This is a genomic window from Streptomyces sp. NPDC058619 (genome assembly GCF_042717785.1).
Taxonomy (GTDB): Bacteria; Actinomycetota; Actinomycetes; order Streptomycetales; family Streptomycetaceae; genus Streptomyces.
The window spans coordinates 1-15499 of record NZ_JBHXQN010000015.1 but is presented as its reverse complement, the minus strand read 5'-3'; the positions used below and the strand labels follow the sequence as shown (position 1 = coordinate 15499).

Sequence of the window (15499 nt, the reverse complement as noted above, 5' to 3'; positions counted from 1 at the left end):
CCGGGGGTACGGTCAGGCCGAGCCGAGGGTTCGAAGGGCGCGGGTAGCGATCTCGCGGCCGATCGGGAGCGAGGCCGTCGCGGCCGGCGACGGCGCGTTCAGCACGTGCACCGTGCGCGGCGCCTCCCGGATCAGGAAGTCGTCCACCAGGGTGCCGTCGCGCAGCACCGCCTGCGCGCGGACCCCGGAGCCGGCGGGGCGCAGGTCCTCGGGGCCGACGGCCGGCAGCAGACGGCGTACGGCCTGGGTGAAGGCCCGCTTCGACAGCGAGCGGTGGACCTCGCCGGCCCCGTACCGCCAGTGCCGCGCGGCCATCCGCCAGGAGCCCGGCCAGGCCAGTTCCGAAGCCACGTCCAGCGGACGGACCGTACCCCAGTCGTAGCCCTCGCGGGCCAGGGCCGGTACGGCGTTCGGGCCGACGTGGACACCGCCACCGATGCCCCGGGTGAGGTGGACGCCGAGGAAGGGGAACGCCGGGTCCGGCACCGGGTAGACCAGGCCGCGGACCAGGTCGGGCCGGTCGAGGTCGTAGTACTCGCCGCGGAAGGGGATGATCCGCATGCCCGGGTCGTCCCCGGCCAGCCGGGCGATCCGGTCGCACTGCAGGCCCGCGCAGTTCACCAGCACCCGGGCCCGGACCACCAGCCCGGACGTGGTGCGCACCGCCACCGCCGAGGGGCGGCGGGAGATCAGGTCCACCGCGCCGCCGTAGACGATCTCCGCGCCCGAGGACTCCGCCAGCTGCGCCGCGACCCGGCCGTAGTCCACGATGCCGGTGCTGCCGACGTGGATCGCGGCCAGGCCCCGGACCTCGGGCTCGTAGTCCGAGATCTGTGCCGGGCCGAGCTCGCGCACCGGGATGCCGTTCTCCCTGCCGCGCTGGACGAGGGCGTGCAGCCGCGGCAGTTCCTCGCGCTCGGTGGCGACGATCAGCTTGCCGGTCACCTCGTGCGCGATGCCGTGCTCCGCGCAGAACTTGACCATCTCGGCGGCGCCGCGCACGGCGAAGCGCGCCTTCAGCGACCCCGGGCGGTAGTAGATCCCGCTGTGGATCACCCCGCTGTTGCGGCCCGTCTGGTGCCGGGCCGGCCCGGCCTCCTTCTCCAGGACGACCACGCGGGTCCCCGGAGCCAGGCGCGCCAAGGCGTGCGCCGTCGACAGGCCGACGATTCCGCCGCCGATCACCAGCACATCGCAGTCCACGCCGCCGCCCACGCTGACACCTCCCACCCCTGCATACTGCACCCCGGCACCGACAACACGACTACGCGGGGGCCACCAGCAGCGGGCGGGCCCGCTCGCGCAGCTCCGCCACGCGCGGCTCGTCCCCGTACGGTTCCAGTCGGTGGAGCAGGTCCCGTACGTATTCGGTCGTCCGCGCGGACGAGATCCGGCCCGCCACTTCGACCGCCCGGGTGCCCGCAGCGCACGCTGCGTCCAGATTCCCCGATTCCAGCTCGGCAACCGCGCTCACGACCAGCCGCAGCCCGTGCGAGCGCACGTACTCCTCGGTGGGCCGGGACAGCGCCTGCTCGGTGAAGCGCCTGACCTGGCGGGGGAGTTTGAGGTCCCGGTAGCATTCCGCCGCATCAGCCGCGAACCGGTCATAGGAGTAGAAACCGAGCCAGGTCGGGTCCGGGTCGCCGGCGCGGGCGCGCTCCAGCCAGCCCTCGGCCGCCCGCAGCGCCGCTCCGGCGGCGGCCGAGTCGCCCGCCTTGGCGTGTGCGCGGGCCTCGACGAGGCGGAAGAAGCTCATGGTGCGGGCGGTGGCGAGGCCGCGGTTGCGCTCGACCGCGGCCTGCGCGAGGTCCACGCCCTCGTCCGGGAAGTCCCGGTACGTCGCCTGCAGGGACATCGAGGCCAGGACGTATCCGCCGAGCGGGACGTCCCCGGCGGCGCGGGCGAGCCGCAGCGCCTGGATGTAGTAGCGCTGGGCCGCCTCCTGCTGGCCGGTGTCGAAGGCCATCCACCCGGCCAGCCGGGTCAGTTCGGCGGTGGCGCCGAACAGGGCGCGCCCCACCTCGTCGGTGTACGAGCCGAGCAGCAGCGGCGCCGCGTCGACCCGCAGGCACTCGGGGACCATCGACGAACGCCAGTCGCCGCCGCCGTACTTGGAGTCCCAGCGGCGCGCGTCCTCGGCGGCCTCGCGCAGCTTCGCCACGTCGCTGTGGCCGACGCGCTGCGGGGCCGGGTCGGCCGACGGCGATTGCCCCTGTGCCTGCTGCTGTGACTGCTGCGCCTGTGCCTGCGCCTGTACCTGCTGCTGTTGCTGCGCGGGCGGCTGCGGTGCGGGGCCCGGTGTGCCTGCGGGGAGCTGCCCGCCCGACGGCTGTACGGGCACCGAGGAGGCCGGCGGGGCCGTAGCGGCGCCCGCGCTCGGAGCCGCGCCGGCCTGAGTCGCCTGGGTCGCCTGGGTCGTCGGGGAACTGCCGCCGCCCCGGGCCGCCGACTCCCGGGCGACCGAGCCGTCCGCGGGGGATATCAGCCATCGCGAGGCGGGCGTCGCGTACGCCGCGACCGAGAAGGAGCCCGCGAGCGACTGCCAGATCCCGCCACCGCCGCGCCGCCCGGCGAGGTCGAGCCGGTACAGGTCGGTGGCCGAGCGCACCGCCGCGTCCACGTCGCGCGGGAAGGCCAGGCCGACCTCGGGCGCGGGGTCCGCGTCCGCCAGACCGATCTCGTGCAGCGGCACCGGCCGCCCCAGCTTCGCGCCGATCGCGGCGGCGATCAGGTGCGGGGCGGCGCCCTGCGGCACCATCCCCTTCGACACCCACCGGGCCACCGACGTCTTGTCGTACCGAAGCGTCAGGCCGCGCTGTGCGCCGAGGTCGTTGACCCGCCGGGCCAGTCCCGCGTTGCTGATGCCCGCGAGGGCGAGGACGGCGCCGAGCTTCTCATTGGGCTCGCGGAGCTCCCTGGACATGCGCCACCCCTCGTCACACGCGGAACGCAGACGCCGCCGGGGCATAGGCGCCCGGCATTTCGTAAACCCAGCGTAGTTCCCCGCCTCCCAAGCGTTAAGGCCCCTCCGTCCGTATGGCGGGATTGTTGTCCGTTTGCACAGTCGGGCCCCGAGCCGCACCCGGGGCGCACGCGTCCCGGCGTGCTCCGGTCGTGTGGCCGTGCGCCCGCCCGTGCGCTCTGGCCGGTCCCGGGGAGCGGCGATTCGATGTGCGGTGCGTGGGTCGGCCCATTGCGCGGATCGGGCGGGCCGGGGGATGCCGTCACCTCAATCCCCGCGGGTGGCGGAACGGTCCGGGGGGCGGTTTCCGCCTCCCGCACCGCGCCCGCACGGCGGCTGCCGAGGCCACACCTCGGCTCTCAGGACGGCCGAAGAATGGCCGAAAGCGACCTATGGGGCGGTGGGAACGGAACGCCAAATACCGCATGGTCGGGGCGTGTTCGTTTGCATGTGCGCCCCCTTTAACCACTCTCGCACGCCTGTCCCGTGGCAGCATGGACCCGAGCCACCCGGGGCCCCGTCGGCCGCGCCCTCAGCGCCGTCCGTGCTGCCTGTGCCCCGGTCATGTGCCCACGGGCTGGGGAGGCGGCGGTGCGCTGGTTGGTGGGTTGGAGCAGTATCGCCGCGAGCTTCGGCACGGCCGGCCGCGTCTTTGGGCACGGGTCCGCCCGAGCCCCCGGCCACGGGTCCCGGAACGGCTCCGGCCAGGACGGATACGACTCCAACGGCTACGGCTCCCACGGCTACTCCGACGCCGGCCACCCCGACGGCGCCCCCCTCCGCGGCGGCATCGCGGACGCCGCGCACCCCGACGACCCCGGCGCGGACGCCGAGCGGACCGTCCACCCCGTCGGCGCCCAGCTCCTGTGGGGCGACCCCGACCCCCTGTGGGCCGTCGGCGACTGGCGCGCGGACGAGATCCGCATGCTCACCGCCGACCCGGCCGACCCCTTCACCCGCCTCGCCGTCCTCGGCGTCTGCGGCGCCACCGACGCCGAACTGCGCCGCGCCCTGTACGCCGCCCGCGGCGGCGCCCTGCGCCACCTCACCCAGTGGTCCGGCAGCTACACCGCCGTCGTGCAGGCCGGCCGCCGGATCACCGTCGTCGGCGACCTCGCGGGCGCCCGGCCCGTGTTCTACACGCCCTGGGCGAGCGGAACGGCGTACGCCACCGCCGCCCTCCCCCTCGCCGACCTCATCGAGGCGCAGCTCGACATCGGCCACCTCGCCGCCCTGCTGGCCTGCCCCGAAAGCCCCGAGGCACTGGGCGACGGCACACCGTACGCCGGAGTCCGGCGCATCCCGCCCGGGCACGCGCTGATCCTCCGCGAGGGCTCCCGCGAGATCACCGGCTACGAGCCGGTCGCCTCCCTCGCGGTGGCCGCGCCCGAGGCCGACCCCGAGCGCGCCGTGGAGGGCGTACGGGAAGCTCTGGTGGACGCCGTGCGCGCCCGGCTCACGGCGCCGCGCCATGCCCCCGACGCGATGCCGCCGTACGATCCCGGCCCCGTACCCGGAATGGGCCCCGCCGACCGGCGCGCGGCCCGCGGCGCCCCGGCCCCCGGCGTCGGCGCCGACCTCTCCGGCGGCAGCGCCTCCGCCACCCTCGCCCTGCTCGCGGCCGGCCTGCCCGGAGCCCCGGGCACTCTGCTGAGCCCCGCCGGGGCGCGCCTGCTCGCGGTCACCTTCAACGACCTGGCCACCCCGCAGGGCCGCGAGGCCGAGATGGAGCGGGCCCACGCGATCGCCGCGGACCCGCGCCTGCACCACGTCGTGGTGGCCGCCGCCGAGGAGGCCCTCCCGTACGCCGACCTCGACGGGCCGCTGACCGACGAACCCGGCCCCTCGCTGGTGTTCGCCGCCCGCGAGCGGCGCCGGCTGGCCGCCGGCTCCGCCGACCACTTCACCGGCCACGGCGCCCGCCAGGTCCTCGACGCGCACCCGGCCCGCCTCGCCGACCTCCTGATGGACCGCCGGCGCCGGCACCTGCTGCGCCCGGTGGCCGCCCTGGCCCGCTCGGCCTCCGCGTCGGGCGAGTCCCTGCTGGTCCCGCTCACCGTGTACTCCGCCGCCCGCCGCCTCGCCCGTACGACCTACCGCGCGGGCATGGAGGCCGCGGCCGCCCGGCTCCGCGAGGGCGGGGTCGCCGTACGCCCCTCCGGCCCGGTGGACGCCTCGCTGGCCGCCCTGACCTGGTCCCGGCCCGGTCCGGCGGCGGGCTGGCTGACGGGGGAGGCGCTCGCGGAGGTATCGATCCGTCTCACCGCCGCGGCCGGGCGCCCGCCCCTGTCCCTGCGCCCCGGGGAGGCCCGCGCCCGCTCGGTGCTCGCCCGGCACGCCGCCGACCACCGGGTGTTCGAGCAGGCCGTGGAGGTCCGCAGCCAGCGCCTGCACGCCCCGTTCCTCGACAACCAGGTCGTACGGGCCTCCCGCGCCCTCCCGGAATCCCTGCGGGTCCAGCCCGGGGCCCGGGCCGCGATCCTGCGCACCGTCCTGTCCTCCACCGGCGTCCGCGAACTCCCGCCGGGCTGGGGCGCCACCGCGCACACCCCGAACGAGACGGCGACCCGGCTGGGGCTGCGGGCCGCCCTGGAGGAACTGCTGGCCCTGTTCGCCGCGCCGCTGCTCGCCGACGCCGGGCTGATCGACGCCCGGGTCGTCCAGCAGGCCCTGCTCGACGCGGCGGACGGCCGGCCGGTCCCGCTCGACGGTCTCGCGGAACTCGTCTCGATGGAACTGTGGCTCGGCCGCCTCCTCGCCCGCCGCGGCACCTGCTGGACGGGCACCACGGCGGCCCGGCGCCGCGCGGTACCGGAGGGGGTGGCCGTACACCGCCCGGCCCTGTCCTGAGGGGCTGCACGCCGGACGGTCACAGAGGGCGGGGAGCACCGGCACGGGGCGCGGGTACGGAAGGGGCGGGGGGGATGGGCGACGCGGTGGACGCGATCGTCGGCCAGTGGGCGGCGGAGCGGCCCGACCTGAAGGACGACATCTGACCGGTCGAGGCCCTGGCCCGCATCCAGCGGATCAACCGGATCAACCGGATCAACCGGATCAACCGGATCAGCCGGATCAGCCGGATCGCCGAGCGGCAGCTCAAGGCCTTCGCGGCCGAACGCGACCTGGAGGCGGGCTAGGTGGACGTCCTCCCGACCCTCCGCCGTTCCGGACCCCCGTACGCGATGACCACCGCCCTCGCCGCGGCGCTCAGCGGCAGCTGATCACGGCGTCGGCCCAGCTCGTCAGGGCCGGCAGGCTGCCCCCGCCGGCCCGTTCCACCACCAGCCGCAGGGACGCGCGGCCGGTCAGCGGGACCTGCACCGCCACGGCCGGGTCCCGGTACCCCAGGGCGCCGGACTGCCACAGCCGTTGCCCGTCCGCGTACACGGAGAACCGCACCGTGCCGTCGGTGGACACCGACAGGCCGTCCACCCCGGCCCGCGCCGAGAACGCGCTGCACTGCCGGTTCAGGGTGATCTCCACCGACGAGCGGGAGTTCACGGTGATGCCCTGCCCGAACCGCCGGTCGCCCACCTCCAGCCCCCAGCGCTGCCACACCCAGCTGCTGCGCCAGGTCTGCACCTCCGGACCGCTGTGGTCCCCGTACGCGGACTGCCCCAGCGCGGCCAGCCGGAAGCCCTGCGCGGGCTTCGGCGCGGGCGGCGACGGCCTGGCCGGGGACGGCGAGGGCCGCACCCGGCTCGGTGACGGCGACGGCAACGGAGCCGGAGCCGGAGCAGGCGCGGGCCGCGACACCGCGGGCGACGGCGCCGGGGATACGGGTGCGGCCGGCTTCGACGGCGGCGGCGACTTCCGCGCCGCCAGTACGGAGACCCGCGCGGCCGTCGGCTGCGCCACGGGCGGCTCAGGCTCCGGCTCCGACGGGGCGGGCGCGGGGGAGTCCGGCACGACCGGCGCCGCGGCGCCGGGCGAGGGCTGCGCCCGGGCCCGGGGCTCGGCATCGTCCCCGGTCAGCGCGAACACCACCCCGGCGGCCGCCGCGACCGCGATCCCGGCGGCGATGGCGGCCTTGGCGGGCAGCCCGAGCCCTTCGGACACCGCGGCACCCCCGGCCCCGGCCCCCGACCCGGCGCCCCCGGCCGCCCCCGCACCCCCGGCAGCACCACCCGCCCCCGCGGCCCCGCCGGCTGTGCCGCCCGCGGCTCCCGCCCCCGCGGCCGACCCGCCGACGGCGCCCGACCCGACGGCACCTGCGCCACCGGCAGCGGCCGCTGCGGCCCCGGCCCCGCCGGCGGCGACGGCGCCCCCGGCCACGACCCCGGCGGCCTTGGCCGCGTACCCGGCGGCGAACCAGCCGATGACCGCGACCGGAAGCAGCGCCGGAATGCCCGCGTTGACGTCCTGGAGCTCCCCGGCCGCCACCCGGCACTTCGCGCACTCCTCCAGGTGCTTGCGCAGCCCCCGCTCCGCCCGCATCCGCAGCCCGCCGCGCGCGTAGGCGCCCAGCCGGTCCGCGTACCGCGCGCAGTCGCCGCCCTCGCTCAACGCCGCACTCACGTGGGCCTGGAGGTACGCCTGCTTGAGCCCCTCGCGGGCCCGACTGGCCAGCACCGCGGTCGCGTTGGCGCTCAGCCCGAACAACGGCGCGACCGCGCTCGGCGACGCCTCCTCCACGGTGGTGTGCCACAGCACGGCCTGCCACCGCTCGGGCAGGCTCCGGAACGCCTGTATGGCCAGCGACTGCTCGGCCTCGCGCATCGCCCGTACGTCCGCGCCCAGTTCGAGCGTGTCGTCCCCGGCCAGCCCGGCGAGAGCGCCGCCGCCCTCCGACCCCGCGGCCGCCTGCTCCGCGAAGACGGCGAAGTCCTCGACGAGATGCTCGCGCCTGGCGGTCTTCGCCCAGGCCGCCGCGACCCTGCGGACGGTGGTCAGCAGGTACGCCCGCACCGACTGGTCCGGCCCGGCCCCGCCCCGTACCGCCTGGAGGGTCCGCGCGAACACCTCGGCCGTGAGGTCGTCGGCGGTGTGCGCGTCCCGGCAGCAGCTGCGCGCGTAGCGCCGTACGGAGTCGGCGTGACGGCGGAAGAGTTCCTCGTAGGCGCCGTCGTCGCCCCCGCGCATCCGGGCGATCAGGTCGGCGTCGGACGGGGGCAGGTCACCGACGGGCGCCCCGGCGCCCCCGGCAGCACCGGCTGCGCCGGAGCCGGGGGAGGCGGCGTGCCGCGCGCCCGGTTCGCGCTGGGCCGGGACCTGCCGCTCGGGCAGGCTGCCCGCCTCGGCCTCGCCACCGGCTCCGCCGGCGCCACCGAGTGGCTCTTCCCGCCCGTCAACGCCCATCGAGGAAGCCCCCGCACGACACACTCAACCGGTACACCGATCCAGCGTGGCACACGGCGGACGCACGCCGAGGCGCTCTCCGTACCATCCACTCGTCCGGGCACACTTCGGCGAACCGCCGTACCGTTCCCGGCCCGTTCGAGCGACCGGCCTCCCGCACGGCCGCCCGAGGGCCGAGGGCCGAGGGCCGAGAGATCAAACCCTCCGGACGACCGAGCGGACACCACTCACCCGGACGAGACACCCGCGCAGCCCGGCAGTCACCCGCCCGGCCACGCACACCACCCGGTGTTCGCACCGCCAGCCACGCGGACCGCCAGCCACGCGGACCGCCAGCCACGCGGACCGCCTGGCACTCACACCGCCTGGCACTCACACCGTCCGGGACCGCAGTCCTTCGAGCAGGATGTCGAGCAGTCGCGTGGACGCCGCCGCCTGCTGCGCCGGGTCGGGCAGCGCGGGCGCCGCCGTCGCTATCACCAGCAGCACGTCGGCCACCGTGACGTCTCCCCGCAGCTCACCGGCCGCCCTGGCCCGGTCCACCAGCCGGCCGACGACCTCCAGCAGCGCGCCCGCGCCCGCGTCGTCCGACGGCTCGTCCTCGGCGGCCGTGCGCGCACCCACGACGCGCAGGTCCGGCGCGGCCGCAGTCGCCCCGGCCTGTCGCTGGTGCGGAACCCGCGCGGTCTCCGCCTCCTCGACGCCGTCCTCGCTCGCCGAGCCGACCCGCAGCACCTGCGGCGGCAGCAGCCGCCCGGCGCCCGAGGCCACGGAGGTGCGCAGGAAGCGCGACAGCGCCTGCCACGGCTCCTCCTCCTGGCCCAGCGCGGTCCTGGCCTGCTCGGTCAGCCGGGCGGTCTCCTCCTCGGCTATCCGGCGGACCAGGACGTCCTTGCTCGGGAAGCGCCGGTACACCGTGCCGACACCGACCCGCGCGCGCCGCGCCACGTCCTCCATCGGAGCGCCGTAACCCAGCTCGCCGAACACCTCGCGGGCCGCGCGCAGGACGTGCTCCAGGTTGCGCTGCGCATCGACGCGCAGCGGCGTGGAGCGGCCCACGCCGTGCGTGGTGGCGCCGTTCGCGACAGCACGACCGCTGCTCTCGACCGAGAGCGCGGTCGCAGAGCCATGGAAATCGGAAATGTTCATATGTATCCCCCGGTAATCATTTGTCTCCCCCCGGAGACACTCCCCGCCTTCGCGTCGAGGGGGCCACGGTCAGCTGGGCCCGGTCGTACTCCTCGACGAGATACGAACATAGTTGAGCCAGAGTCAATTCAGAAGGGGCAGCCCCGGACGGACCACCGCCCGATCGGAGCATTCACCCCCACTTTTCCGTTCTGTACCCCCGGAATCGGCCATTCCGCACCCTCTGACCTGCGCACCTGTACCCCCACCTGCCGCCCTCGACCACCCCGTCCCGGTACTCACTCCGGTCACACAATCTGTCGGGGCTGTGGACAAACTCCCGGCCACGATGCGTCATGGGGTGGTGAAGGCTGCTAACTCACGGGGCACGGCCCCCGGTACTCCGCCCCGTACGCGCATCCTGATCGTCGGCGGCGGCTACGTCGGCATGTACACGGCGCTCCGGCTCCAGCGAAGGCTGAGAGCGGGCGAAGCCGAGATCACGGTGGTCACCCCCGAGCCGTACATGACCTACCAGCCCTTCCTCCCCGAAGCGGCCGCGGGCTCCATCTCCCCCCGCCACGTCGTGGTCCCCCTGCGCCGCGTCCTCGGCAAGTGCCGCATCGTCATCGGCGAGGCCCGGAGCATCGACCACGCCAAGCGCACCGCGACCGTCACCACCCTGGCGACCGACGAGGAGGGGACCGGCGCCGTCGAGATCGAGTACGACGAACTCGTCCTCGCCCCCGGCTCCGTCTCCCGCACCCTGCCCGTCCCGGGACTCGCCGAGTACGGCATCGGGTTCAAGACCGTCGAAGAGGCCATCGGCCTGCGCAACCACGTCATCGAACAGATGGACATCGCCTCCTCCACCCGCGATCCCGCCCTCCGCGACGCCGCCCTCACCTTCGTCTTCGTCGGCGGCGGCTACGCCGGCGTCGAAGCCCTCGGCGAACTGGAGGACATGGCCCGCTACGCGACGCGGTACTACCACAACATCAAGGCCGGGGACATGAAGTGGGTCCTGGTCGAGGCCAGCGACCGGATCCTCCCCGAGGTGGGCCCCGAGATGGGCGTCTACACCGTCCGCGAACTGCGCCGCCGCAACGTCGACCTGCGCCTGGAGACCCGGCTCGAATCCTGCGAGAACCGCGTCGCCGTCCTCAGCGACGGCGCCCGCTTCCCCACCCGCACCGTCGTGTGGACCGCCGGCGTCAAACCGCACCCGGTCCTCGCCGCGTCCGACCTGCCCAGGAACGAGCGCGGCCGCCTCGCCTGCACCGCCTTCCTCACCGTCGAGGGGGTCGAGCACGCCTGGGCCGCCGGCGACGCCGCCGCCGTCCCCGACATCACCGCCGCGGAGAAGGGCCGCGAGTGCGCCCCCAACGCGCAGCACGCCGTCCGCCAGGCCAAGGCTCTGGCCGACAACCTCGTCGCCGCGCTGCACGGCGAGGTCCTCACCGAGTACGCCCACAAGTACGCCGGTTCCGTCGCGTCCCTCGGCCTGCACAAGGGCGTCGCGCACATCTACGGCCGCAAGATCAAGGGCTACCCCGCCTGGTTCATGCACCGCGCCTACCACCTCAGCCGGGTCCCCACCTTCAACCGCAAAATGCGCGTACTCGCCGAATGGACTCTCTCCGGCCTCTTCAAGCGTGAGATCGTCTCCCTCGGCTCCCTCGAACACCCCAGGGCAGAGTTCGAACTCGCCGCGGGAGGCGGCCCCAAGGCCCCGCCCCCCGACCCCGCCCCCAACCCCCCACAGGACAGCCAGGGCTGACGTTGTCAGTGCGGTCGCCCACACTGGACGTGTGACCATAGGTGGGCTCACACCTGCACAGAGTGACATCGTCCAGTCAGCGACCGACCACGAGCGACACAGCGACCACTTGCGACACCACGAGGCTTGAACGCAGTGAACTTCACGCGCTGGAGCGCCCGGTTTCCCGGAACGCAGCGCCGCGCCGCCGCCCGGACCGAACACGCCGCAGCCCAGGCCAAGCGGGGTGAAGGCGCCGTCCCGGCAGCCCGCGGCGGCCGCGCCGACCCCGGAACCGGGCGGCCCGCGCCCGCCGCCGACGGCTGCGCCGCGGACCCCACCGCCTCCGGCACGGGTACGGGTGCGGGCACTGGAGGTCCGAGTGCGGGAGGTACGGGTACGGCCACCGCCCCGGCCACCGCCTCCCGTACGGGCGCCCCCGTCGCCGTGCCCTCCCTCGACGAGCTGTCCGTACGCGAGGTCCTCGGCCGCCTCCCGGCCCTGATCGCCCTCGTCCACGGCCCCGAGCACCGCGTCGCCTACGTCAACGACGCCTACACCGCCGGCTTCGGCGCCCGCCCCACCGGCGCCCCCGCGCACGAGGCCCTCCCCGAACTGGGCGCGCTCGGCCTCCTCCCGCTCCTCGACCAGGTCCAGCGCAGCGGCAGGCCCCGTACCGCCAAGAACCGCACCGCCCCCGGCGGCACCAGCTCGTACACCGTCACCTGCACCCCCGTCGAGTTTCCCCAGGCCGGCCCCGCCGACGACCAGGACGCCCCCCACGCCGGCGTCCTCGTCCACCTCGCCGACGTCACCGACCACGCCGAAGCCGTCGAACGCCTCCGCGCCAGCGAACGCCGCCAGCGCGAGGCCGCCGTCACCCTCCAGCGCTCCCTCCTCCCCCAGGAGCTGGAACAGCCCGACGACCTCCGCGTCGCCGCCACCTACCAGCCCGGCGGCACCGAGGCGGCCGTCGGCGGCGACTGGTACGACGTCATCACCCTCGGCGCCGGCCGCACCGCCCTCGTCATCGGCGACGTCATGGGCCGCGGGGTCCGCGCCGCCGCCGTCATGGGCCAGCTCCGTACCGCCGTCCGCGCCTACGCCCGCCTCGACCTGCCCCCGCACGAGGTGCTGCAGCTCCTCGACGGCCTCGCCGCCGAGATCGACGCCAGCCAGATCGCCACCTGCGTCTACGCCGTCCACGACCCGAGCGAGGGCCTGCTCGCGTACGCCTCCGCCGGCCACCTGCCGATCCTGGTCCGCGACGAGGACGGCACCGTCCGCCGCGCCGCCGACCCCACCGGCCCGCCGCTGGGCACCGGCGGCTGGCTCCACACCTCCGGCACCATCGCCCTGGGCCCCGGCTCCACCGCCGTCCTCTACACCGACGGACTCGTCGAGCGCCGCGGCGAGGACATCGACGAGGGCGTCGCCGCCCTGGAACGCGCCCTGTCCGGCGCCCAGGGCAGCCCGGCCGTCATCTGCGACCGCCTGATGCGCGCCCTGGGGGTCGACGCCGACCATGACGACGACGTCGCCGTCATGGTCCTCCAGCAGCCCGCCCGCACCGGAGCCGACGCCGAGCTCTTCCGCAACGCCGCCCTGGAACTCCTCGGCGGCATCGAAGCGGCCCCGCGCGCCCGCGCCTTCGCCCAGGGCGTCCTCGCCTCCTGGCGCTTCCCGGTCGAGCTGTGCGACCTCGGCGTCCTCGCCGCGAGCGAGCTCGTCGCGAACTCCCTCCAGCACGGCACCCCGCCGATGCGCCTGAGGCTGCGCCGCACCGACCGCCGCCTGATCATCGAGGTCACCGACGGCGACGACCACCTCCCGCGCCGCCGCCGCGCCGAACCGGCCGACGAGACCGGCCGCGGCATCTCCATCGTGGCGACGATCGCCTCGTCGTGGGGCTGCCGCCGCACCCCGGGCGGCGGCAAGGCCGTCTGGTGCGAGTTCGCCCTGCCGGACAAGCAGCCGTAGACACGACGAAGGCCCCGGTCCAGCGGACCGGGGCCTTCCCACTTCTCTCCGTACGGCTACGCGTGCGCCGGCTCGGCGGCCTGCGCCGCGGCGGGCGCGGTGTTCCCCTGCGCCACGATCCTGCTCGTCAGTGACGGGTTGTCCTGTACCGGGCTCAGCTGCTTGCCGAGCCGCAGCGCCAGCCAGGCGATCCCCAGCGAGACGGCCACGAAGATCCCGATGTAGAGCATCGGGATCCCGGCGCCCAGCGGCACCCCCAGCGGCCCGAGCGCCAGCGCCATCTGCTTGACCAGAGCGAAGGCGGAGTTGTACTGGCCCACGGAACCCTCCGGCGCCAGGTCGGCCACCAACGGCGCCAGGGTCGGCGACAGCATGGCCTCGCCGATGCCGAAGAGCGCGTACGTGGTGATGAACGCGGCGGCGGCCATCACGGCGCTCCCGTGACCCAGCCCGGAGAACCCGGCGATGACCCACGCCACGGTCCAGATCAGCCCGACCAGCGCGATGACCCGGGACCGGCGGCGCTTCTCGACGAGCCGGAGCACGACGAACTGCGCGACGACGATGGCGCCGGTGTTGGCCGCGAGCGCGAAGCCGAGCGTCGAGGGGGAGATCCCGGCGGCCTCGGTGCCGAACGCGGCGAGGCCCGACTCGAACTGCCCGTAGCAGGCGAAGAAGATCACGAAGCCCAGCACCAGCAGCTTGACCATGGCCTTGTGCCCGAGCAGCCGCTTCCACGCACCCCCGCCCGCCTGGGACGGGTCCCTCGGCACGGCGTCCTTGATGCTCGGCACCTGCGGCATGCGCACGGTGAGGATGACCCCCGCCAGCACCAGGAACATCACGGCTTCGATGCTGAACAGCAGTGTGAAGCTGCCGGGCCGGCTCTCGTCGACGATCTGACCGCCGATGAGCCCTCCGATGCCCAGGCCGAGGTTCTGCATGAAGAACTGCAGCGCGAAGGCCCGCGTACGGGTGGACGGCGTCGAGCACCACACGATCATCGTGGCGAGCGCCGGCTGCATGACGGCCTGCCCGGCGCCGAGCGCCAGGGCGGACAGCAGGATCGGGACGACCGCCGTGGAGAGCCCGAGCGCCAGCGCACCCGCCGAGGCGACGACGGCCGCCCCGATGACCACGGGAACCGGGCCGCGGCGGTCGATGACCCGCCCGGTGAGGGGCAGCGCGACGAGAGCCCCCAGCGCGAACGCCACGAACGCGCTCGTGGCGGCCATGGAACCCAGACCTCGCACCTGCGCCACATAGATGTAGAGGAACGGAACCGTGAAGCCGATGCCGAACGCGGTCAGCGCGTTCCCGGCCTGGATCCGCCGCATCGCAGCGCCCATCACCTTGGTCACTTCTCACCTGCCTTTGAGAGCTGAAGACTGAAGACTTGATACCTAAATTTCAAGCCTTAACTCTACACACCGAAGGAGTTAGATGCCAACGAGCCCGTGCCATACTTCGACCTATGGGTGACACCCCCGACGGCACTACGCCCGTCCACGAGCCGAGCCTCGATGAGCAGATCGCCGTCTACCAGCGCGAATTCCAGGACCTCGACCCCCAGGTCGAGAAGGTCGTCTCGGCCCTGAGCCGCCTGAACCGGCGGATGAACGTCGCGTACGGCCGCCAGACGGCCGCGCTGGGCATCAGCAACGCGGAGTGGGAGGTCCTGAAGGCCCTCGTCATCTCCGGCTCCCCGTACCGGATGGGCCCGAGCGAGCTCGCGAAGCAGCTGGGCCTGACGCCGGCGGCGATGACGCACCGGATCGACCGCATGACCTCGGAAGGCCTGGTCACCCGCGAACGGGACGAGTCCAACCGGGTCCGCGTGATCGTGGAGCTGACGGACGAGGGCCGCAGCAAGTGGCTGGACGCGATGCGCGCGGCCACGGTCTTCGAGGAGGACCTCCTCCAGGACCTCTCCACGGCGGAGCGAGGGGTGCTGGGCGACATGCTCACCCGCCTCCTGGACCGCGTGGAAGACCTCCAGTCCCCGAGCTGACCTCCAGGTTTGACACGCCCGACACAGGTCCGTAAGGTTCTTCGAGTTGTCCCAGAGCCAACAGGTTCTGACGTCAACGAATCCCGCCGCCTCGTTGCGGCACCTCAACTCAGCAAGATCTCCCACGGGGAACGTATTCGGCATGTCCGAATTCATTTCCGAAGGCCGATTATGAATCGCCGGGGAAATCCACTAGAGTTCAGGAGTCGGAAGGGCCCAACAGCCCGGAAGGCAAAGCCCGTTGACTGGGAGTCAGGCCCGAAAGGGTCTGATAGAGTCGGAAACGTAAGAACAGCAAGAACAGAACGAAAGCCCGGAGGAAAGCCCGAGAGGGTGAGTACAAAGGAAGCGTCCGTTCCTT

At 74.4% G+C, this 15499-nt stretch carries 9 protein-coding genes; 4 read left to right on the top strand and 5 right to left on the bottom strand.

The features are described 5' to 3' along the window. Nucleotides 1–12: 12 nt before the first annotated feature. A complete protein-coding gene (gene lhgO, locus ACFWTC_RS16990) occupies nucleotides 13–1245 on the bottom strand; it encodes an L-2-hydroxyglutarate oxidase (protein ID WP_383923929.1) in 1233 nt (410 codons plus the stop codon). 19 nt (nucleotides 1246–1264) lie between these two features. After that, the gene (locus tag ACFWTC_RS16985) at nucleotides 1265–2923 is read right to left on the bottom strand and encodes a sporulation protein (protein WP_384027679.1); all 1659 of its coding nucleotides are present in this window, start codon (nucleotides 2921–2923) and stop codon (nucleotides 1265–1267) included. Nucleotides 2924–3553: 630 nt separating this feature from the next. Between ACFWTC_RS16985 and ACFWTC_RS16980 the strand changes: the two genes are divergently transcribed. Then, a complete protein-coding gene (locus ACFWTC_RS16980; protein WP_384027677.1) occupies nucleotides 3554–5812 on the top strand; it encodes an asparagine synthase-related protein in 2259 nt (752 codons plus the stop codon). Nucleotides 5813–6169: 357 nt separating this feature from the next. Here the strand turns inward: ACFWTC_RS16980 and ACFWTC_RS16975 are convergent, their stop codons facing one another. Together ACFWTC_RS16975 and ACFWTC_RS16970 are read right to left on the bottom strand one after the other, a co-directional pair. Continuing rightward, nucleotides 6170–8260 (bottom strand): sigma-70 family RNA polymerase sigma factor, encoded by a 2091-nt coding sequence (locus ACFWTC_RS16975; RefSeq protein ID WP_383923938.1) that lies wholly within the window; start codon nucleotides 8258–8260, stop codon nucleotides 6170–6172. A 372-nt stretch (nucleotides 8261–8632) separates the two neighbouring features. After that, a complete protein-coding gene (locus ACFWTC_RS16970) occupies nucleotides 8633–9409 on the bottom strand; it encodes a TetR/AcrR family transcriptional regulator (protein WP_383923940.1) in 777 nt (258 codons plus the stop codon). 328 nt (nucleotides 9410–9737) lie between these two features. Between ACFWTC_RS16970 and ACFWTC_RS16965 the strand changes: the two genes are divergently transcribed. Together ACFWTC_RS16965 and ACFWTC_RS16960 are read left to right on the top strand one after the other, a co-directional pair. Continuing rightward, nucleotides 9738–11168: an NAD(P)/FAD-dependent oxidoreductase gene (locus ACFWTC_RS16965; protein WP_384074231.1), complete on the top strand. Its 1431-nt coding sequence runs from the start codon at nucleotides 9738–9740 to the stop codon at nucleotides 11166–11168. A gap of 135 nt (nucleotides 11169–11303) precedes the next feature. Continuing rightward, entirely contained in the window at nucleotides 11304–13127 is a 1824-nt protein-coding gene (locus tag ACFWTC_RS16960) for a SpoIIE family protein phosphatase (protein WP_383923956.1), read from the top strand. 56 nt (nucleotides 13128–13183) lie between these two features. Here the strand turns inward: ACFWTC_RS16960 and ACFWTC_RS16955 are convergent, their stop codons facing one another. Then, complete coding sequence (locus tag ACFWTC_RS16955; RefSeq protein WP_383923959.1) at nucleotides 13184–14476, bottom strand: MFS transporter; 1293 nt, start codon at nucleotides 14474–14476, stop codon at nucleotides 13184–13186. Nucleotides 14477–14601: 125 nt separating this feature from the next. On the opposite strand from ACFWTC_RS16955, the gene ACFWTC_RS16950 reads away from it, so the two are divergent. Continuing rightward, nucleotides 14602–15138 (top strand): MarR family winged helix-turn-helix transcriptional regulator, encoded by a 537-nt coding sequence (locus ACFWTC_RS16950; RefSeq protein WP_383923947.1) that lies wholly within the window; start codon nucleotides 14602–14604, stop codon nucleotides 15136–15138. Nucleotides 15139–15499 lie beyond the last annotated feature (361 nt).